Below are 19213 nucleotides of genomic sequence, written 5' to 3'. Positions count from 1 at the left end.
GCACGGCGGCCACAGCGAAGACGCACACGCACGACCCCACGAGGATGGCGAACATGAAGGCCCTGTTCAAGAGCGAAGCCGCGCCCGGCCTGGCACTGGTCGAGGTTCCGGAGCCCGTGATCGGGCCGGAGGACGTCAAGATCCGGGTGCTGCGCACCGGCATCTGCGGCACCGACCTGCACATTCTGCGGTGGGACGACTGGGCGGCGTCCGCCGTCGCCGCGCCGCTGGTCCCCGGCCACGAGTTCTACGGCGAGGTCGTGGAGGTCGGCTCCCTCGTCCACGACGTGGAGGTCGGCGACAAGGTCTCCGGCGAGGGTCACATCGTCTGCGGCACCTGCCGCAACTGCCGCGCCGGCCGCCGCCAGATGTGCATCCGCACCCAGGGCGTGGGCGTGCAGCGCGACGGCGCGTTCGCCGAGTACCTCGTGCTCCCCGCCACGAACGTGTGGGTGCACCACAACGGCATCGAGCCGGAGGTCGGCGCGCTGTTCGACCCGCTCGGCAATGCCGTCCACACCGCGCTCGCGTTCCCCATCGTCGGCGAGGACGTCCTCGTCACCGGCTGCGGCCCGATCGGGCTGATGGCCATCGCCGTCGCCCGGCACGTCGGCGCACGCTTCATCGTCGGCACCGACGTCAGCGCGCAGCGGCTGGAGCTCGCGAAGGGCATGGGCGCGGACTTCACCGTGGACGTCTCCAAGCACGACATCCGGGAGGCCCAGCGGGCGCTCGGGATGCGCGAGGGCTTCGACGTGGGCTTCGAGATGAGCGGCGCCCCGACCGCGCTGCCGTCGATGATCGAGAACATGAACCACGGCGGCCGGATCGCCATGCTCGGGCTCCCGAGCCAGCAGATCGCGATCGACTGGGGCATCGTCGTGACGCACATGCTCACGCTGAAGGGCATCTACGGCCGCGAGATGTTCGAGACCTGGAACGCGATGGGCGCCATGCTGCAGACCTCCAAGCCGCTGCACGACTCCATCGCCTCCATCGTGTCCGACCGCTTCGCGGCCCGCGACTGGGAGAAGGGGTTCGCCGCAGCGGCGGCGGCCGGCGGCGGCAAGGTCATCCTCGACTGGACGGAGCTCTGATGTACGGGACGTTTCGCGACCACCTCGCGGCGCAGCTGACGGAGATCGAGGAGGCCGGGCTCACCAAGCGCGAGCGCAGCATCCACGGTCCGCAGGCCGCGCTGATCACCGCCGACGGCGCGGAGGTGCTGAACTTCTGCGCCAACAACTACCTCGGCCTCGCCGACCACCCCGCCCTGCGCGACGCGGCGAAGGCCGCGCTCGACGACTGGGGCTACGGGATGGCGAGCGTGCGCTTCATCTGCGGCACCCAGGAGCAGCACCTCGACCTGGAGCGGCGCGTGTCCGCGTTCCTCGGCACCGAGGCGACCATCCTGTTCTCGTCGTGCTTCGACGCCAACGGCGGCGTGTTCGAGACGCTGTTCTCGGCGGAGGACGCGATCGTCTCCGACGAGCTCAACCACGCCTCCATCATCGACGGCATCCGCCTGTCGAAGGCGCAGCGGTTCCGCTACAAGAACCGGGACATGGACGACCTCCGCGCCCAGCTCACCGCTGCGCGCGACGCGGGCGCACGCCACACCGTCATCGTCACGGACGGCGTGTTCTCGATGGACGGCTATATCGCCCCGCTCGCCGAGATCTGCGACCTGGCCGACGAGTTCGGCGCCCTGGTCTTCGTGGACGACTCGCACGCCGTCGGCTTCGTCGGCGAGCACGGCCGCGGCACCCCGGAGTTCTGCGGTGTGGCGGACCGGGTCGACATCTACACCGGCACCTTCGGCAAGGCCCTCGGCGGCGCGTCCGGCGGCTACGTGTCCTCCCGCCAGGAGGTCGTCGACCTGCTGCGCCAGCGCGCCCGGCCCTACCTGTTCTCGAACACGCTCGCGCCGTCGATCGTGGCCGGCACCCTGGCCGCGCTCGACCTGCTGGAGCAGTCGGACGAGCTGCGCGCGCGCCTCGTCGCGAATGCGGCGCTGTTCCGCGAGCTGATGACGGACGCCGGGTTCGACCTCCTGCCGGGCGAGCATCCGATCGTCCCCGTGATGTTCGGGGATGCCGCGCTGACGGCCCGCATCGCGGACGAGATGCAGAAGCACGGCGTATACGTGACGGCGTTCTCGTTCCCGGTGGTGCCGCGCGGCAAGGCGCGCATCCGCGTGCAGCTCTCGGCCGCACACACCGACGACGAGATCCGCCGCTGCGTCGCCGCGTTCGTCGCCGCGCGCGACTCCGTCACGGCGTAACCCAGCACAATTCGTGCCGAATGTCGCGAATAGCGCCGCGAAACGCGACATTCGGCACGAATCGTGCGGGCGCTACGCGGCGTCCACGTCGGCGCGGAGGCGGCGCCCGCGGCGGAAGAACAGCAGAAGCTGCGCCCCGAGGAACACGGCGAGAACGCTGAGGTCGACGATCGTCACCGTTCCGGCGACCGACCCCGCCTGCGTCAGGCCGCAGGCGCGCGCGTTCTGGTCGGCAGTGCAGAGCAGCCGGTCGGCCTGCGCCGCCACCGCTCCGGACGCCACCCAGACGCCGATGAGCTGGTTGTACGCGGTCTTCAGCCCGGGCTCCAGCGCCTGGGTGTGGGTGGAGTCGGGAACGACCCAGTAGGTGACCTTCCAGCCCGCCTTCTCGGCGGCGGTCGCGGTCGCCTCCACCTGCGGGCGGAAGTGGGTGTCCAGCGCGCCGGTGACGAAGATCGCCCGCGTCGGCTGGGAGTAGTGGGTGGCGGCGAGGATGTTCTCCGGCCAGGTGGCGGCGTAGGTCGCCTGGCTGCCGCCGTAATAGGTGTCGCGCGTGTAGTTCGGCCGGTGCTCGCCCGGCTTGTCCGGCCCGGAGATGGAGACGACGTTCGCCCAGATGCCGGGGTGCTTCGCGCCGAGGTAGGCCGCGCACTCGCCGCCGTGCGAGTAGCCGGCGATCGCCCAGTTCGCGCGGTCTCCGCTCACGGGGAGGTTGCCGCGGATCCAGGCCGGGACGTCCTTCGACAGGTAGGTGTCGAGCTTGCCTGCGCTGGTGTCGCTGCACGGCGGGTTGGCCTTGATGTTCCCGAGCTGGTCCACCACGAGGATGAACGGTGCGTCGTCCAGCCGCTCGCCGCCGATGCCGTGGAGTGCGTCGAGCGTCGCGCCGAGGGTGGGGTTGCCCGGCTGCCCCATCATCATCTCGACGACGGGACGGGTGCTGGACGGGTCGCGCAGCCAGCCCGGCGGCACGAAGAGGTGCGCGTCGCGGGCCGAGAACCCGGAGGCCGTCGGCGGGATGTGCACGGTGAGCTGGGCGCCGTTGGTCAGCGTCTGCTCGGTGACCGGGACGGCCTTCCCCGCCACTGTCGCGGTCGCAAGGGTGGGGGCGACGGTGAGCGCTCCGGCGGCGACCCCGGTCAGCCCGATGAGCGCCGTGAGCGCGATCGAGAGCACCCGCAGCCGGCCGGCCGACTGCAGCGCGTCGCCGAGCGCGAGCGGGATCGCGACGGAGGCCAGCGCGATCGCGAACCAGCCGATCCCGCCCAGGTCGGCCCGCGGCGCGAAGAGGCACCACGCGATGATGAAGGCGAGCCCGACGACCTGGCCGATGACGACGACGCGCACGGTCGACCCGGCCTGGAACCGCCATCCGCGCGCGGCGAAGCGCGCCACCGGATAGGCGGCGAGCAGCCCGAGAGCGAGCGTGAGCCAGGCGAGAGTCCCCACGGGTTAAAGCCTAAGCGGCCCGCACAGGCGTTCGGGACGGAGGGCGGCCCCTTAACCGGGTGCCGCTCGTGGAGGGGTGGCGGCGTCGTCAGCGCGTCGGCGCCGCCGACGACTCCCGCGCCTCCAGCCGGATCGGCGGCGCCTCCAGCAGCTCCACCCGCTCGCCCGCACGCATGCGTGCGAAGGCGTCCAGGAGCGTCCCCGCGAGCGCGTCCGCGTCGAACGTGACCGTGCTCAGCCGGGGCAGGAAGTCCGCCGCTCCCGGGTGGTCGTCCGCGCCGACGACCGACAGGTCGGCCGGCGCCCGGAGGCCGGCGTCCGCGAGCGCGCGGATCGCGGCCATCGCGAGACCGTCGTCGGAGGCTGCGATGGCGGTGGGCGCGTGCGTATCGTAGCGGAGGCCGTGCGCCCAGTCGCGGAGGGTGCGGGCCGACGCGGCCGCGTGTGTGACGTCGAGCCGGATGCCGAGCAGCTCGGCGGTCTCCTGGGCGCCGGCGAGGCGTTCTGCGGCGGCGGGACCGGGCGTCGCCGGCGCGAGGTAGACGATGTGGTCGTGGCCGAGCGCCACGAGGTGCTCGACGGCCAGGCCGCCGAACGGGCGCTGGGGGATGACGAGCGACGGTGCGTAGTCGACGGCCGCGGTGCCGTGCACGACGAGCGCGCGCACTCCCGCCAGCCGCAGCACTTCGGTGGCCTCCGCGTCGCAGCGCGCGGCCTCGGCGAGCACAGCCTCCGGCCGCAGCTTGGCCCAGAGCTGGCCGGCCTCCGCGCCGGTCGTCGCGGTGTCGGCGTGCCGGAGGGCGTCGATGCCGTCGTCCACCGTGCGGGCGAGCAGCGCGTCCAGCGCACGGGCGACGGTGGCGCCGTGGTCGATCGCGGAGGACGCGACGAGCAGCCCGGCGACGGACTCGCCGCTCGCGAGTGACCTGGCGGCGGTGTTGGGCGTGTAGCCCAGCAGGCGGGCGGCCTCCAGCACGCGATGCCTGGTGTCGTCGGAGACCCGGGAGTTCGGCTTGTCGTTGAGGACGAACGACACGGTCGCGCGCGAGACGCCGGCCGCGAGCGCGACGTCGGCGCTGGTCGGGGCTTTGACGACCTGGGGCGTGAACATGGTGTGCTCAGTCTAGGTCTCGGCGATGGATTTGCTTACTCGCGTCAGCAAAACCGAGCGGTGGCTTGTATTCAGGGAACGAGGAGGCGTATGGTTACGCGTGTTAGCACGCAACGTCGCCTGCTCTGAAAGGACAACCTCCCGTGACAACGCCGTCTGATGACTTCCCCGAGGGCCCCCGCCCGGTCCAGCCCACCCTCCCCCCGAACCTCTCCGGCGCGCCCGACAGCGTGGCGCTCGGCTCCACGCTGACCACCGCCGACTCGGCGTTCTCGGCCGCGCCGACCTCCGCGGTGTCGGCCCAGGCGCCGCAGAAGGTCAAGGTGCGCGGCAAGCTGCTGAAGCTGATGCTGTGGATGTCGCTGGCGAACATCGCCGTCTTCGGCATCTGGGGCGCGGTTCCCGGCCTCCTGCTTCCGACGCAGATCACGAACATCGTGGGCAAGGACGCGAGCGTCGGCGCCTTCGGCCTCATCGCCACGATCGGCGCGTTCGCCGCGATGGTCGCGCAGCCCATCGCCGGCCTGGTCTCGGACCGCACGCGCAGCCGCTTCGGCCGCCGCGCCCCGTGGATGGTCGCCGGAGGTCTGCTCGGCGGGCTCTCGCTGATCTTCATGGGAGCGTCGAACTCGATCGTCCAGGTCGGCATCGCGTGGGTCATGATCCAGGTCTGCTACAACTTCGCGCAGGGTCCGCTGTCGGCGATCCTCCCCGACCGCGTCCCGAGCGGCGCCCGGGGCACGTTCTCGTCGCTGTCCGGCCTCGGTCTCATGATCGGAGCGCTCGGCGGCAGCATCGCGGGTGCGATGTTCCTCTCGAACGTGGCCACCGGCTACTTCGTCTTCGCCGGCTTCGCACTGATCGTCCTGGCGCTGTTCGTGGTGTTCAACCCGGACCGCTCCAACAAGGGCGAGCCGAAGCCGCCGTTCAGCCTCGGCGCCTTCCTCCGCACGTTCTGGGTGAACCCGGTCAAGCACCCCGACTTCTTCTGGGGCTTCACCGGCCGTCTGCTGCTGTACGCGGGCTACTTCATGGTCACCGGCTACCAGCTCTTCATCCTCCGCGACTACGTGGGGCTGGGCTCCAAGGCCGGGGCGTTCGTCCCGGTTCTCAGCCTGATCAGCATGGCCGGCACGATCATCACCACCCTCATCGGCGGCCCGCTCTCCGACAAGCTCGGGCGGCGGAAGGTCGTCGTCATCGTCGCCGGATCGGTGATGGCCGTGTCGATGGTGTTCCCGCTGATCTTCCCGTCGCTGGTCGGGATGATGCTGTTCGCGTTCGTCGCCGGCCTCGGCTTCGGAGCGTTCCAGGCTGTCGACACCGCGCTGATGAGCGAGGTGCTGCCGTCCAAGAACGACTTCGCCAAGGACCTCGGCGTGCTGAACATCGCCGCCACCCTTCCCCAGACGCTCGCCCCCGGAATCGCGAGCATCGTCATCCTCTCGCTCGGCGGCTACGCCGCGCTGTTCCCGATCGGCATCGTGATCGCCCTCCTCGGCGCCTTCGCGGTCCTCCCGATCAAGTCCGTCCGCTAGGAGCACCACCGTCATGACCGACACCACCACAACCACCGACGTCGCCGACGAGTTCCTCGACGGCCTGCTCGGCTCCCTCTCGCTCGAGCAGAAGGTCCGCCTCCTCACCGGCGCGTCCTTCTGGACCCTGCACGACGAGCCGCAGGTCGGCCTGGAGACCATCGTGGTCTCCGACGGGCCGGCCGGCGTCCGCGGGCAGCTCTGGGACGAACGCGACTCCTCGGCCAGCCTCCCGTCGCCGACCTCCCTCGCCGCGTCGTGGGATGTCGAGCGGGTGCACCGCCTCGGCCAGCTCATCGCGGCGGAGGCCCGCCGCAAGGGCGTCGGCGTCGCGCTCGGCCCGACCGTCAACATCCAGCGCTCGCCGCGCGGCGGCCGCCACTTCGAGGCGTACAGCGAGGACCCGTGGCTCTCCGGCGTCGTCGGCACGGCGTTCGTCCAGGGGATCCAGTCCTGCGGCGTCGGCGCCACGCCCAAGCACTACGTGGCGAACGACAGCGAGACCGACCGGATGACGGTCGACGTGCAGGTGGACGAGCGGACGCTGCGCGAGGTGTACCTCGCCCCGTTCGAGCGCATGGTCGTGGAGGGCGGCGCCTGGCTGGTGATGTCCTCCTACAACTCGGTCAACGGCGTGACGATGACCGAGAACGACCTCCTCCGCGCACCCCTGAAGGAGGAGTGGGGCTTCGACGGCGTCGTGGTCTCCGACTGGATGGGCGTGCGCGACACCGTCGCCGCCGGGAGCTCGGCGCAGGACCTCGCGATGCCCGGCCCGGAGGGCGTGTGGGGCGACGCGCTGGTGCAGGCCGTCCAGGCCGGCCAGGTGGACGAGGCCGCCATCGACGAGAAGGTGCGCCACATCCTCCGACTCGCCGGGCGACTCGGCGCGCTCGAGGGCGTGGAGGCCGCGACCCCGCTCGCCGAGCCGTGGCCGCAGGAGCGCATCGACGCCCTGCTGCGGGAGGCCGCGGCCGACGGGATGGTGCTGGTGCGCAACGAGGGCGTGCTGCCCCTCGACCCCGCCGCCGCGCCGACCGTCGCCGTCGTCGGCGAGCACGCCCGAATCGCTCGCACGCAGGGTGGTGGCTCCGCGACGGTGTTCCCCGACCACGTCGTCACCCCGTTCGACGGGCTGGTCGAGGCGTACGGCGCCGAGCGGGTGCGCTACGCCGCCGGCGTGAAGTCGTCGGAGTCGGTCCTCCCCATCGATGCCCGCGTGGCAACCGACCCCGTGACCGGCGAGCCCGGCGTCCATGTCCGCTTCCTCGCGGAGGACGGCGCAGTGCTGCTGGACGAGCACCGCGCCTCCGGCAAGCTGGTGTGGCTCGGCGACCCGATCCTCGGCGAGACCGCCGTGGTGGAGGCCACCGCCGAGTTCACCGCGCCGGAGGACGGCGAGTTCTCGGTCGGCTTCGCGGGTCTCGGCCTGTTCCGCTTCGAGGTGGACGGCGAGCTGAAGAGCGACGGCCTGTTCTTCCCGGAGGGCACCGACCCGTTCATGGCGTTCCTCAACCCGCCGAAGCAGTCGTTCCCCGTCGACCTGAAGGCCGGCCAGAGCGTCTCCCTGCGGCTGGAGCACCGCCCGCAGCAGCAGGCCGGGCTGGCCGCCGTCATGTTCACCTTCGGCTACGAGGAACCCTTCGCCGACCCCGAGGCCGAGCTGGCGCGCGCGGTCGAGCTGGCCGCGGCCTCCGACGTCGCCGTGGTGGTCGTCGGCACGACCGAGACGTTGGAGTCGGAGGGCTTCGATCGCTCCGGACTGCGCCTCCCGGACGGCCAGGACGAGCTCGTCCGCCGGGTGCTCGCGGTCAACCCGCGCACCGTGGTGGTCGTCAACTCCGGCGGCCCCGTCGTCCTCCCCTGGCTGGAGGAGGCGCCCGCCGTGCTGCTCACCTGGTTCCCGGGCCAGGAGACCGGCGGCGCGCTCGCCGACGTGCTCACCGGCGCCCGCGAGCCCGGCGGCCGCATCCCGACCACCTGGGCCGCGGACGAGGAGGACGTGCCGGTCTGGCAGGTCGAGCCGATCGACGGGAAGCTGTTCTACGACGAGAAGCTCAATGTCGGCTACCGCGAGTGGCTGCGCCGCGCGGCCCTCGGCGGCCCGGCCCCGGCCATCCCGTTCGGCCACGGCCTCGGCTACACCGAGTGGGAGCTCGGCGAGGCGACTCTCGACGGGCGCACGGTGAGCGTCCCGGTGACCAACGTGGGCGACCGCGCGGGCAAGCAGGTCGTGCAGGTGTACCTGTCGCGGGTGTCCGAGTCGGACATCGAGCGGCCCGTGCTCTGGCTGGCCGGCTACGCGCTGGTTCGCGCGGAGGCGGGGGAGGCCGCGGTCGCGACCGTCGACCTGGAGCCGCGCTCGCTGCAGCACTGGTCGGTCGACGACCACGCTTGGCGCACGGAGCCGGGCGAGTACGCCGTGCAGGTCGGCACGTCGGTCGCGACGCTCGGGGAGCCGATCCGGTTCACCGTGTGATCCCGGGGCGGCTGCGTGCCGTCCTTCCGAAACCCGCCCCCTCGGCCGTGATGATCCGGCCGAGGGGGCGCACCACTTCCGGCTGTTGCGTGTGAATGATCGGGTGATCATCGCGCCGGACATCGGGCCTGCGCCGACTCGGGCCCGCTCCGCGGCGCGGGCGTCGTGTTGAGTAGAACGACCCGTCTTCCATCTGGAAACGACCGTCCAGTCGCGGATTCGGGTTCCTCGACTGACGACGCGGAAGCAGGTGGACATGCGAGTGGTTCGAGCGGTGAGCGCTGCGCTGCTGGGCGTCGCGCTGATGGTCGGCCTGACGGCCTGTTCGCCGATAAGGAATCGCCTCATGACACCAGACCCTCCCGTAAAGGAACAGCAGCGAGCTTCCGCGCTCTACTTCCGCGACGAATGGCAACCGAATGTCGAGAAGATCCGGTTCACCCAGGACGGCAGCCGCGGGGGGCTCGGTGCGCCGTGGCGAGCAAATGCGATCGCAACAGTCGATGGCGGTGAGTATTACGTGATCATCGGGCCGGGAAGCGGTCCAGCTTTCGTGGGCGGCACTGGCGAGCCGCCTGAAGCGCCGACGCCTGCTCCGCACCTCCCTTTGACGGTGGTCTTCAGCGATGGAACGTCGGAGGTGATCGAGTGACCACCGCCGAAGAGAACGCGATCATCGCGGATCGGTCGAACCGAGCGGATGCCTTGGTCCAAGACTCTCCATACGTGCGAGTACTTCGAAGAGTGAGTGCTGCGCTGCTGGGCGTCGTGCTGATCGTCAGCCTGACGGCCTGTTCACCGATAAGGAATCGCCTCATGACACCAGACCCGCCCGTCAAAGAACTCCAGCGAGAGTCCGCGCTCTACTTCCGCGACGAATGGCAACCGAACGTCGAAAAGGTCCGGTTCACCATGGACGGTGATCGGCCGGGGCTCGGTGCGGCGTGGAGCGCCAATGCGATTGCGACGGTCGAGGGCAGCGAGTACTACGTGATCATCGGGCCGGGAAGCGGCCCGTCGTTCGTGGGCGGCACTGGCAGGCCGCCTGAAGCGCCAACCCCTGCACCAAACCTTCCTTTGACGGTGGTCTATAGCGATGGGACGTCGGAGGTGATCGAGTGACGACCGCCGAAGAGTACATGGACTTGGCGAACGAGGCGTACAAAGTGGATCGTTTGAAGAGGGACCCTCCGCTGAGTGAAGGTGAGGAGTTCGGCGCCGGTAACGGCGACCACACACAGGTGTATCGGGTGATCGACACTGAGGACTACCCGTCGAACGGTTTCCAGGCGATGGCAGTCGTGCCGGTGGTGGACGGTGTGCCGGACATGTCGCACATCGTGGTGGCGTATGCGGGCACGAATCCGGATCACCGGGCTGACATCCTCGCGGATGTCGAGACGATCGTCGGGGGCGCACCCGGTCCGATGACTCAGGTCCTTGACGCGCATTTCTTCGCGGATCGGGTGAGTAACGCGCATCCCGGTTCGTCCGTTTCGACGGCCGGGCATTCTTTGGGCGGGTTCCTCGCGTTGCTGGTGGCGGCGGAGCACAACTGGGATGCGACGACGTTCTGCGGGCCCGACCCGTGGGAGTGGTTGTCGCCGCAGGCGAAGGCGCGGCTGGAGGCCGACACGAAGGCGGGTCGCAGCCGGTTGCGCAACTACGTGAACGAGTGGGATCTCATCGGCAATCTCTACGCCAACCGGACGGGCGCAGCCGTGTTCGTGACCGACGAGCGTGGCCGCTCCACGTTGGATTATCACAACATCGGACAGGGTGGAGCGTTCACGTTCAACCCGGATGGTTCGATCATCGGCGTCGGGGCGAAAGGCCGTCGCCTCGAGGACATTCTCGCCAACGTCGTGGATACGCTCCTTCCAGGTTCGTCCGCGGCGGTCTCTCCTGCGCTGATGATGCTGGCGGGGGTCGCGCGCAGCCCAGCGGCGATGAAGACGTTGGCGAAGAATGCGTCCGGGGCGATGGTGGCGGTCAACTCCGTCGCGGCCCTCGGTCTCGCTGCGAGCATCGGCGGCATGGCGACCGCGCTGGCGGAGATCAAGCTGGCCAACGGCCGGATCATCCCGCGGATGGAGGACGGATTGTTGGCGGCGAAGAACGCCGCCGCGGTCCTGCCCACGATCACCGCCTACGACATCGAGCGCTGCATCGACAGGCACCGCTTGCACGTCCATCAGAACGTCGACAGCGACGCGGTTCGGGCCGTCGATGCCCGGGTCGACCGCCACCTGGAGCGGGTGGGCCAGCTCAGCCACGGCATCTCCCAGACCGTGCGCCACACCCTCGAGCAGGACGCTCAATGGGCTGTGACCTTCGGACTCGGCGGATAGGAGGAGCCTCATTATGGATCCTGCGGACTTCGTGCAGGAGCTCTTCGATGGCCTCAACCGTGAGATACAGACCGGCGTGTACGAGGTCCAGGACTGGATCGAGGCCCAGGTCCACGGTGCAGCGGTCCAGCTCCTGGACAGCCTGATGCCGCCGATCGTCCACGCCGACCGCGCTGCGGTGAAGGTCAGCGAGTCCGCGATCGTGCTGCCGGCGCACACCGGCATCGGGCTCACCTCCGCACCGCGGATCTCGGCAACACGGTCCTCGCCGGCGCCGTCGCCGACACGGTGCAGCGCGGCCTCGACGAGCTGAAGGCACAGAGCGACTATGCCCAGGGGGTGAACAGCATCGCATGGTGACCTACCGATCGCTGGCAGAGCTGGAGGAGGCCCAGGACGACGAGCGCAGGACCGCACGGAGGCGGATCGAGTCGGCCGAGCAGTACATCGGCCACTACCGCTCCAGGATCGACCAGCTGCAAGAAGCGTTCTACCGTCTCGGCGCGCACGAGGGCGTGGGTGACGACCCGGGCTTCCGGCAGGAACTCCAGCACGTCTCGGATACTGCAGGCGAGAACGTCGCGCAGGCAGGCCGCAAGGTCGGCGAGCTGGAAGAGCAGTTCGACGCGATGCTCCGGGAGCACGACGAGCAGCGAGAACGCTTCCTGGCAGAGCGCGAGAACACCCGCTGACACTGTCCCCGGCTGCGAGTAGCGTCTCCCGCAGAGAAGGGGGACAACATGACAACACTCCACGGCCGCGACGGCTCAGCCCTGCTCGTGATCGACGTCCAGAACGGTGTCATCGGCGGGGCGTACCGCCGGGACGATGTGGTCGGCAACATCCGCAGTCTCGTCGACCGGGCGCGCTCCGAAGGCGTCCCGGTCGTCTGGATCCAGCACTCCGACGAGAACGTCGAGTACGGCAGCGAGGCCTGGGAGTACGTGCCCGAACTGTCGCGCGACGAGGCGGAGGCGCTGGTGCCCAAGCACTACGCGGACGCCTTCGAGGAGACCCGGCTGGAGGATGTGCTCGCCGCCGCGGGCGTCGGCCGGCTCGTCGTCACCGGCTCGCAGACCGACGAGTGCATCCGCTCGACCATCCACGGCGGACTCGTGCGCGGCTACGACGTGACGCTTGTCGGCGACGCCCACACGACGGAGGACCTGAGCGAGTGGGGCGCGCCCACGCCCGACCTCGTCATCGCGCACACCAACCTGTACTGGGGCAACCACCGGGCGCCGGGGCGCACGGCGGAGGTCGTCGGGAGCGCCGACGTGACGTTCTAGGCGATGGGGAGCCCGGAGATCGCGACCACTTCGAGCGTGGTCCGCGTCACGCCGCCTTCGCAGCGGTCCACCCGGATCGGCATCCCCGGGAGGTCGACGGCGAACCAGGAGAGGAGCGTGGCGTCCCCACGCCGCACCCGGTAGCGCAGGCACCGGCGCTGGTCCAGCGGGCCGAGGAGCTCGACGCGATCGATCGTCGTGTGCTCGGCCGGGAACGCAGCGTGCTCCTGGAGCTCCAGCCACGTCGACCGCTCACGCTCGACCGCTCCGGTGGGACGCCCGTCCCCGTCGATGGGCGTGTCCTCGATCCAGGCGCCCTCCTCGTCGCCCTCCGCGAACCGGATCGCGGTCAGCCCGTCGGGGTGGCGGACCACCGACACCCGCCCTTCGGGGCAGCCGGCACGGATCTCCGCGGCGGTGAAGGGCGTCGGCGCGAGTCCGGGCGCGAGGACGTGCGGGTCGGGGTCGGTCATGGCTCAGGAGTACCACACGGCGCGGCCCCGTCTGATTGACTGAACCGGTGTTCCCCTACGAGCGCCTCCGCCGCCGCCCCGACGTCGAAGCGCCGAACCTCTTCGCGTCGGACGCCGCCGACCGGCTGATCGCCGACGTCGCCGGCGACGACATCCTCCGCGACGGGCTGGTCGTCATCGGCGACGCGTACGGGGCTCTCACCCTCGCCGCGGCGGCGCGCGGCGCCCGCGGCATCCGCGTGCACCAGGACCCGCTCACCGCCGAGCGGGCGCTCGACGCCAACGCCGCCGACCTCGGGCTCGGCGGCACGTACGAGCACCGGTCGCTCGACGCCGCCCTCGTCGCCGGCGCCCGAACCGTGCTGCTGCGCCTGCCGCGGAGCCTGGAGGCGCTCGCCGAGCTCGCCGCGCTGACCGCCGAGCACGCGCATCCGGAGGTCGTGGTCTTCGCAGGCGGGATGCTCAAGCACATGACCACCGCGATGAACGGCGTGCTGGGGGAGGTCTTCGGCGACGTGCAGGCCTCGCTCGCCCGGCAGAAGGCCCGCGTCCTCACGGCGCGTACGCCCGAGCCGGCCGCCGCGATCGCGCTCGACCGCTGGCCCGACCGGGCGTTCGACGAGGCGACCGGCCTCCACGTCTGCGCGTTCGGCGCGGCGTTCGCGGGCGCGACGGTGGACATCGGGACGCGGTTCCTGCTGACGGTGCTCGGCGACGCGGCGCCGGAGGCGCGGACGGCGATCGACCTCGGCTGCGGAACGGGGCTGCTGGCCTCCGCGCTCGCCGCCTCCCGGCCGGGCCTGCGCGTGATCGCGACCGACCAGTCCGCGGCGGCGGTCGCGTCGGCGCAGGCGACGGCCGTGGCGAACGGCGTCGCCGACCGGGTGGAGGTCGTGCGCGACGACGGCCTGGCCTCGCAGCCGGACGCGTCGGCCGACCTGATCGTGCTCAACCCCCCGTTCCACATCGGCGGCGCCGTGCACACCGGGATCGCGCACCGGATGTTCACCGAAGCCGGCCGGGTGCTGACGCCGGGAGGCGAGCTGTGGACGGTGTGGAACTCGCACCTCGGCTACCGCGCCGCCCTGGAGCGCGCGGTCGGTCCGACCCGTCAGATCGCCCGCAACCCCAAATTCACCGTCACCGCCTCCCGCCGCCCGTAACCCGCGACCGCCGAGGGGCACGTAAACGCCCCTAAGACCGCGTCTTAAGGGCGCTTACGTGCCCTTCGGCGCGAGGACTTCGCGGATGCCGGAGACGACCATGCCGGACGCGCCGCGCTTCCGCGCGGTCTCGGCGGCGGTGGCGTCCGGGACGACGTGCGCCAGCACCGGCCTGCCGAGCTTCCGCATCCGCTCCCACACCGCGGGGGAGCCGTTGTAGTCGAGGCCCAGAGTCGTCCAGCGCGCCTGCGTCGACGGCAGCAGCTTCGCGTCGGCCTCCACCTCCGACGCGTAGTAGTAGCCCCAGCCGCGGTAGCCGTGCGCAGCGGCCTGGGCCGGCCAGTCGGTCGCCGTGCAGTAGCCCTTGGCCACGAAGGCCCGCGTCGGCGACGGCGCGCGGGACATGATCGCGAACAGCTCGGGGAAGTGCGTGGCCGGCACGACCTTCGGGTCGACGTAGAGCACGTGGGTCGCGGCGTAGGCGGCGACGATGTCCTCGAAGCGGGCGTACGGCTGCGCCGGTTGCGACGGGTCGGTGGTCCCCGCGGCCGAGATCCGGTGCTGGGAGACCTCCGCCCAGGTGTGCTCGGCGGCCACGAAGTCCGTGGTCCCCGACGTGCGGTCGAGCGTGGCGTCGTGCAGCCCGAACCAGACCCCGTCCCTCGTGCGCGCGAGCGAGACCTCCAGGGCCCTGGCCCCGAGCAGGACCGAGTTGCGGTAGCCGAGCATCGACATCTCCGGCCAGTCCCGGGAGCCGCCGTGGTGCGCGACCGTCAGCATCGCGGAGCCGGTGGGCTGCGTCCCGCCCGGCGCCGACCGGTTCGACGCGGAGAGCAGCGAGCCGACGCCGACCGCACCGGCGGCCACCACCGCGACGGCGCCGACCGACACACCGATCACCGTGCGCCGGGAGACCTTCCCGGGCTGCTGCTCCTCGTCGCCGCTCATGGGCAACCCTAGGCACACTCGGCCCCGGATTTGAAGACACCCCGTCGGGGGTCGACCGCAACGCCCTGTGCGTGGGCTATGGGACGCTTCCGGGCTTCTCACGCTGACCGCGGAGGTCGCAGCGCAGCCATAGCACGCCCGTTCTACCGTCGAAGCAGGAGAGGAGGACGCTGTGACCTCTCTCCCGCGCCGCCCGCGCCCGCTGCGATCGCTGCGCTCCCTGTGGGGTGCGCCCGTGCTCGCACTGCCGGTCGAGGCGCACGAGGTGAGGACGGCGCGCCTGCTGCTGCGCCCCTACCGCGCGGCGGACGCCGCGGATTGGCGTCGGATCGAGGATGACGAGGAGGTGCGCCGCGGCCTCGACTGGCCGCTGCGGACCGCGCGTCAGGTGGACGCGCACCTCCTCGCCCGCACGGCGCACCGCACGCTCTCCGCCCCCGGCGACCTCCTGGTGCTCGCGGTGGAGCACGACGGCCGCGTCATCGGCGACGTCTCCCTGCACCTGCGCACGGTCGCACCGGAGACCCGGGTCGCGGAGGTCGGCTGGCTGCAGCTCACGGCGGAGGGCGGCCACGGCTACGCCACAGAGGCCGCCCGGGCGATGCTCGACCTCGCGTTCGACGAGCTGGGAGCATGCCTGGTGACCGCGGTCATCGAGCGGTCCAACACGTCGTCGGCGCGATTGGCGCTCCGGCTGGGCTTCCGCTTGGCCGGAGGGACGCCCGGGCGGGCCACGTTCGTCCTGTCGGAGGCCGATCACGCCACCGAACGCGCGGCCCAGCCGTCCTGCGGGGTCGTCGAGACCCCACCGTTCGGAACAGAAAGTGTCGATAATCTCTGAGTTGGCCCACATCCGCCTCGGTTTTCGTCTGTTTCAATCACATTCACAACCGATTTCGTGGCGAAAAGGGTTGTCCTCGGGTCCGGGAATTGCTAACGTCCCCCTGTCGCATACGCGACCCTAGCCAGGGAGAGCAATGACGCAGGAATATTCCCGGCCGGACTCCGTAGCACTCGGCAACGGAGCCGACCCTCGCGGGGGCGAAGAAAAGCACGCACTGCAGGCGGACGGGGTGAGCGCCGCCGGCTCCATCGTGATGGCTGTCGCGGGCAGTGCGCCCGCGTACTCGATCGCAGCCACCACAGCGACCCTCGTGGGCGCCGCAGCACTCGGCGCGCCCGCCGCCCTCCTCTGGTGCGGCATCCCGATGCTCGGCATCGCGTGGGCGTTCCTCTATCTCGGTCGCGCCGACGTGAACGCCGGAGCCACCTACTCGTGGGTCGCGCGGGCCCTCCACCCCATCCTCGGCTTCCTGTCCGGCTGGGCGCTGGTCATCTCGGCGACGATCTTCATGGTCGCGGGAGCCCTCCCGGCCGGCGCGATGACCGTGACGCTGTTCGCGCCCGACCAGGCCAACAACGCCTGGCTCATCACCGGCGTCGGCGCCATCTGGTTCCTCGTGATGGCGGCGTGCGTGCTGTTCGGCGTGCACGTGACAGCGCGTGCGCAGTGGATCATGTCGCTCATCGAAGTGGGCATCCTCGTCCTCTTCGCCGTGCTGATGATCGTGCGGGCCGCGACCAGCAGCCACGCCGGACCGAACTTCTCGTGGGACTGGCTGGGCTTCAGCCACCTGACCGGCCAGGGCGTGTTCGTCTCGGCGGCCCTCATCGCGGCCTTCTACTACTGGGGCTGGGACGTCTCCTCGAACCTCAACGAGGAGACCAAGGACGGCCACAAGAACGCGGGATCGGCCGGCATCATCGGCATCGTCATCGTGTTCCTGCTGTTCGAGATCTTCACGATCGCGACGCTGGTCATGCTGCCCTCGAAGACCATCGAGAACAACAGCGCCAACATCCTCTCGGTCCTCGGCGACGCCGTCTGGCCGGGCATCGGCGGCAAGATCCTCGTGGTCGCCGTCGCGCTGTCCACCATCGCGACGCTGGAGACCACGCTCATCCAGGTGACCCGCACGCTGTTCGCGATGGGCCGCGACCACACCATCCCGAAGGCGTTCGGCCGCATCCACCCGCGCTGGAAGACCCCGGCGTTCGCAACCCTCATCGTCGTCGGCGTCTCGATCATCCTGTTCGTCGGCTCCAACCTGCTCGGCTCGGTCGGCGAGATCATGACGAACGCGATCGCCTCGATCGGTATGCAGATCGCCTTCTACTACACGCTCGCAGGCCTCGCCGTGGTCGTGGCCTACCGCCGGGTGCTGTTCAAGTCGGTGAAGAACGCCATCCTGATCTTCCTCTGGCCGTTGGCGGGAGCGATCTTCATGGGCGTGATCTTCGTGATGGGCATCACGCAGAACACCCCGATCGTGAACTACCTCGGTGTCGGCTTGATCGCCGTCGGCATCGTGCCGCTGGTGCTCTTCTACCGCAAGGGCAAGGACTACTACACGCGTCGACCGCTCGAGCTCCCCGCGGAGCTCGACGCGAAGGCCCCGGCCAACATCGACGACAGGGACCCGGCCGCGCTCTGACCCGAGCAGAACGCGACCGGCGCCGGACCCGACGCGACCGCCGAGCACCCTCTGACCCCGAGGTGCTCGGCGGCCCGCGTTCGTGGGCGTAGCCGGTTCTTCGACGCCGCGTAGAGTGGGGGCATGAGTTCGCGCGGAACCCGGGTCGTCCGCGGCTTCGCGGCCGCCGGCGTCGCGACGCTCGTCGCCGCGCTGTTCCACATGGCGGGAGGCGGCCAGGCGCCCAGCGCCGTCGCCCTCACGCTCAGCCTGGTCTTCTCGTCGCTCGCGAGCATCGTCCTCGTCGGCCGCCGGGTCGCGCTCTGGCGCGTGACGCTGTCGGTGGCGGTCAGCCAGTTCCTCTTCCACGCCCTGTTCACCCTGAGCCCGTCGGCGAGCTTCAGCGGGATGCCGATGGGCGGCCACCTGCACGCGGGCATGCACCTGACGCTGGTGTCGGGGGCGGGCGTGGCGCCCGCCGCGGTGACGGCCGGCCCGACCTTCCTCGGCGAGGACGTCTGGATGTGGCTGGCCCACGCCGCGGCCGCCGCGCTGACCATCGCCGTGCTGCTGCGCGGCGAGCGGGCGCTGCTCGCCGTCGCGCGGTTCACCTTCTTCCGGCTGCGCCGGTTCGTCGACCGCGTCGCCGCGGTGACGCCGACGCTGGGCACGGTCTCCACGCCGATCGACACCGTTCCCGCGACCCTGCACGGGGTGGAGGCGCTGATCGGCGCACTGCGGCACCGGGGTCCGCCGCGGGCCGTCGTCCCGGCCGGCTGAGTGCACGCGCTCGCCCGCCGGGGAAGGCAGCTCACCCTCTCCTCACCCGGCCGCCTCCGCGCGGCCGAGAAACCGGACGAACCCATGAACAGCACTCCCGCGCGCACGCACGCGCGCCTCCGCACCACCCGCACCTCTCGCACCCGCACCTGGGGCATCGCCGGCGCCGCCTCGATCGCCGCCCTCGCCCTCGCCCTGGCGTCGCCCCTGGCCGCCAGCGCGCACGTCACCGTCGGACCGAACCAGGCCGCGCCGGGCAGCTACCCGACGCTCACCTTCAAGGTCCCCACGGAGTCCGCGTCCGCGGGCACCGTCAAGCTGGAGGTCGACCTCCCGACCGGCACCCCGCTCGGCTCCGTCGCGTACCAGCCCATCGCCGGCTGGAGCACGCAGGTGGTCACCGAGAAGCTGGCCACGCCCATCAAGACCGACGACGGCACGGTGACGGAGGCTCCGGTCAAGGTCATCTGGACGGCGGCGTCCGGTGTCCAGGTCGCGCCGGGCCAGTTCCAGCAGTTCGTGATCTCGGCGGGCGCGATTCCCGACACCGGCAGCATCGTCCTCCCGGTCCACCAGTACTACTCGGACGGCACGGTCGTGAACTGGGACCAGAAGACGCCGGCCTCCGGCGCCGAGCCGGAGCACCCCGCGCCGACGGTCTACATCAACGACGCGCCCCCGGCCGCCGACGGCGCGTCGAGCGTGCTCGCCACCTCGGGCGCGACGTCGCCCTCCAGCGCCGCCGCCTCCCCCGGCGCCGCGGCGGTCGCGATCGGCCTCGGCATCGGCGGCCTCGCGCTGGGCGCCATCGCACTCGTCGTCGCGGTGTTCGCGGCGACCCGACGGCCGCGAGCGGCCCAGAAGGAGCAGTGAC

At 71.0% G+C, this 19213-nt stretch carries 19 protein-coding genes; 15 read left to right on the top strand and 4 right to left on the bottom strand.

Annotation, left to right across the window (positions count from 1 at the left end; translation table 11 throughout):
* Window positions 1-53 precede the first annotated feature (53 nt).
* Window positions 54-1097: an L-threonine 3-dehydrogenase gene (tdh, locus tag ABH923_RS09435; RefSeq protein ID WP_370055108.1), complete on the top strand. Its 1044-nt coding sequence runs from the start codon at window positions 54-56 to the stop codon at window positions 1095-1097.
* Window positions 1097-2284, top strand: a complete 1188-nt coding sequence (locus ABH923_RS09430; protein WP_370055107.1) for a glycine C-acetyltransferase — start codon at window positions 1097-1099, stop codon at window positions 2282-2284. Before tdh ends, ABH923_RS09430 begins: the two co-directional genes overlap by 1 nt.
* Window positions 2285-2356: 72 nt before the next feature.
* Here the strand turns inward: ABH923_RS09430 and ABH923_RS09425 are convergent, their stop codons facing one another.
* On the bottom strand, window positions 2357-3733 hold the full coding sequence (locus ABH923_RS09425; protein WP_370055106.1) for an alpha/beta hydrolase: 1377 nt from the start codon (window positions 3731-3733) through the stop codon (window positions 2357-2359).
* Window positions 3734-3821: 88 nt separating this feature from the next.
* On the bottom strand, window positions 3822-4844 hold the full coding sequence (locus tag ABH923_RS09420; protein WP_370055104.1) for a LacI family DNA-binding transcriptional regulator: 1023 nt from the start codon (window positions 4842-4844) through the stop codon (window positions 3822-3824).
* Between the two features lie 143 nt (window positions 4845-4987).
* Here ABH923_RS09420 and ABH923_RS09415 point away from each other — a divergent pair, with 143 nt between their 5' ends.
* The 8 genes from ABH923_RS09415 to ABH923_RS09380 all read left to right on the top strand — a co-directional run bounded on the left by ABH923_RS09415 (window position 4988) and on the right by ABH923_RS09380 (window position 12501).
* Window positions 4988-6382: an MFS transporter gene (locus ABH923_RS09415; protein ID WP_370055102.1), complete on the top strand. Its 1395-nt coding sequence runs from the start codon at window positions 4988-4990 to the stop codon at window positions 6380-6382.
* 13 nt (window positions 6383-6395) lie between these two features.
* A complete protein-coding gene (locus ABH923_RS09410) occupies window positions 6396-8861 on the top strand; it encodes a beta-glucosidase (RefSeq protein ID WP_370055101.1) in 2466 nt (821 codons plus the stop codon).
* A 274-nt stretch (window positions 8862-9135) separates the two neighbouring features.
* The gene (locus tag ABH923_RS09405; RefSeq protein ID WP_370055100.1) at window positions 9136-9513 is read left to right on the top strand and encodes a hypothetical protein; all 378 of its coding nucleotides are present in this window, start codon (window positions 9136-9138) and stop codon (window positions 9511-9513) included.
* Window positions 9510-9983 carry a hypothetical protein gene (locus ABH923_RS09400; RefSeq protein ID WP_370055099.1) on the top strand — a complete coding sequence of 158 codons (474 nt, stop codon included), beginning with the start codon at window positions 9510-9512 and terminating at the stop codon, window positions 9981-9983. The genes ABH923_RS09405 and ABH923_RS09400 overlap by 4 nt, the downstream gene beginning before the upstream one ends.
* Complete coding sequence (locus tag ABH923_RS09395; RefSeq protein WP_370055098.1) at window positions 9980-11212, top strand: hypothetical protein; 1233 nt, start codon at window positions 9980-9982, stop codon at window positions 11210-11212. Before ABH923_RS09400 ends, ABH923_RS09395 begins: the two co-directional genes overlap by 4 nt.
* 13 nt (window positions 11213-11225) lie before the next feature.
* Window positions 11226-11525, top strand: a complete 300-nt coding sequence (locus ABH923_RS09390) for a hypothetical protein (protein ID WP_370055097.1) — start codon at window positions 11226-11228, stop codon at window positions 11523-11525.
* A 43-nt stretch (window positions 11526-11568) separates the two neighbouring features.
* On the top strand, window positions 11569-11904 hold the full coding sequence (locus tag ABH923_RS09385) for a hypothetical protein (protein ID WP_370055096.1): 336 nt from the start codon (window positions 11569-11571) through the stop codon (window positions 11902-11904).
* A gap of 48 nt (window positions 11905-11952) precedes the next feature.
* Window positions 11953-12501: an isochorismatase family protein gene (locus ABH923_RS09380; RefSeq protein ID WP_370055095.1), complete on the top strand. Its 549-nt coding sequence runs from the start codon at window positions 11953-11955 to the stop codon at window positions 12499-12501.
* Here the strand turns inward: ABH923_RS09380 and ABH923_RS09375 are convergent.
* Complete coding sequence (locus tag ABH923_RS09375; protein ID WP_370055094.1) at window positions 12498-12974, bottom strand: hypothetical protein; 477 nt, start codon at window positions 12972-12974, stop codon at window positions 12498-12500. The two genes, ABH923_RS09380 and ABH923_RS09375, sit on opposite strands and share 4 nt — an antisense overlap.
* Window positions 12975-13021: 47 nt before the next feature.
* Here ABH923_RS09375 and ABH923_RS09370 point away from each other — a divergent pair, with 47 nt between their 5' ends.
* Complete coding sequence (locus tag ABH923_RS09370) at window positions 13022-14137, top strand: class I SAM-dependent methyltransferase (RefSeq protein WP_370055093.1); 1116 nt, start codon at window positions 13022-13024, stop codon at window positions 14135-14137.
* Window positions 14138-14191: 54 nt separating this feature from the next.
* On the opposite strand, the gene ABH923_RS09365 is transcribed toward ABH923_RS09370, so the two are convergent.
* Complete coding sequence (locus ABH923_RS09365; RefSeq protein WP_370055092.1) at window positions 14192-15085, bottom strand: glycerophosphodiester phosphodiesterase; 894 nt, start codon at window positions 15083-15085, stop codon at window positions 14192-14194.
* A gap of 172 nt (window positions 15086-15257) precedes the next feature.
* Between ABH923_RS09365 and ABH923_RS09360 the strand changes: the two genes are divergently transcribed.
* The 4 genes from ABH923_RS09360 to ABH923_RS09345 all read left to right on the top strand — a co-directional run bounded on the left by ABH923_RS09360 (window position 15258) and on the right by ABH923_RS09345 (window position 19212).
* Window positions 15258-15926 carry a GNAT family N-acetyltransferase gene (locus ABH923_RS09360; RefSeq protein WP_370055091.1) on the top strand — a complete coding sequence of 223 codons (669 nt, stop codon included), beginning with the start codon at window positions 15258-15260 and terminating at the stop codon, window positions 15924-15926.
* Window positions 15927-16062: 136 nt separating this feature from the next.
* On the top strand, window positions 16063-17580 hold the full coding sequence (locus ABH923_RS09355) for an APC family permease (protein WP_370055090.1): 1518 nt from the start codon (window positions 16063-16065) through the stop codon (window positions 17578-17580).
* Window positions 17581-17703: 123 nt separating this feature from the next.
* Window positions 17704-18339, top strand: coding sequence for a hypothetical protein (locus tag ABH923_RS09350; protein WP_370055089.1), 636 nt, complete (start codon window positions 17704-17706; stop codon window positions 18337-18339).
* A gap of 84 nt (window positions 18340-18423) precedes the next feature.
* Window positions 18424-19212: a YcnI family protein gene (locus ABH923_RS09345; RefSeq protein ID WP_370055088.1), complete on the top strand. Its 789-nt coding sequence runs from the start codon at window positions 18424-18426 to the stop codon at window positions 19210-19212.
* Window position 19213: the final 1 nt, after the last annotated feature.

Source organism: Leifsonia sp. EB41, assembly GCF_041262565.1.
Classification (GTDB): Bacteria; Actinomycetota; Actinomycetes; order Actinomycetales; family Microbacteriaceae; genus Leifsonia.
The sequence above is the reverse complement of the archived record's forward strand: the minus strand, read 5'-3'. Positions and strand labels throughout refer to the sequence as shown.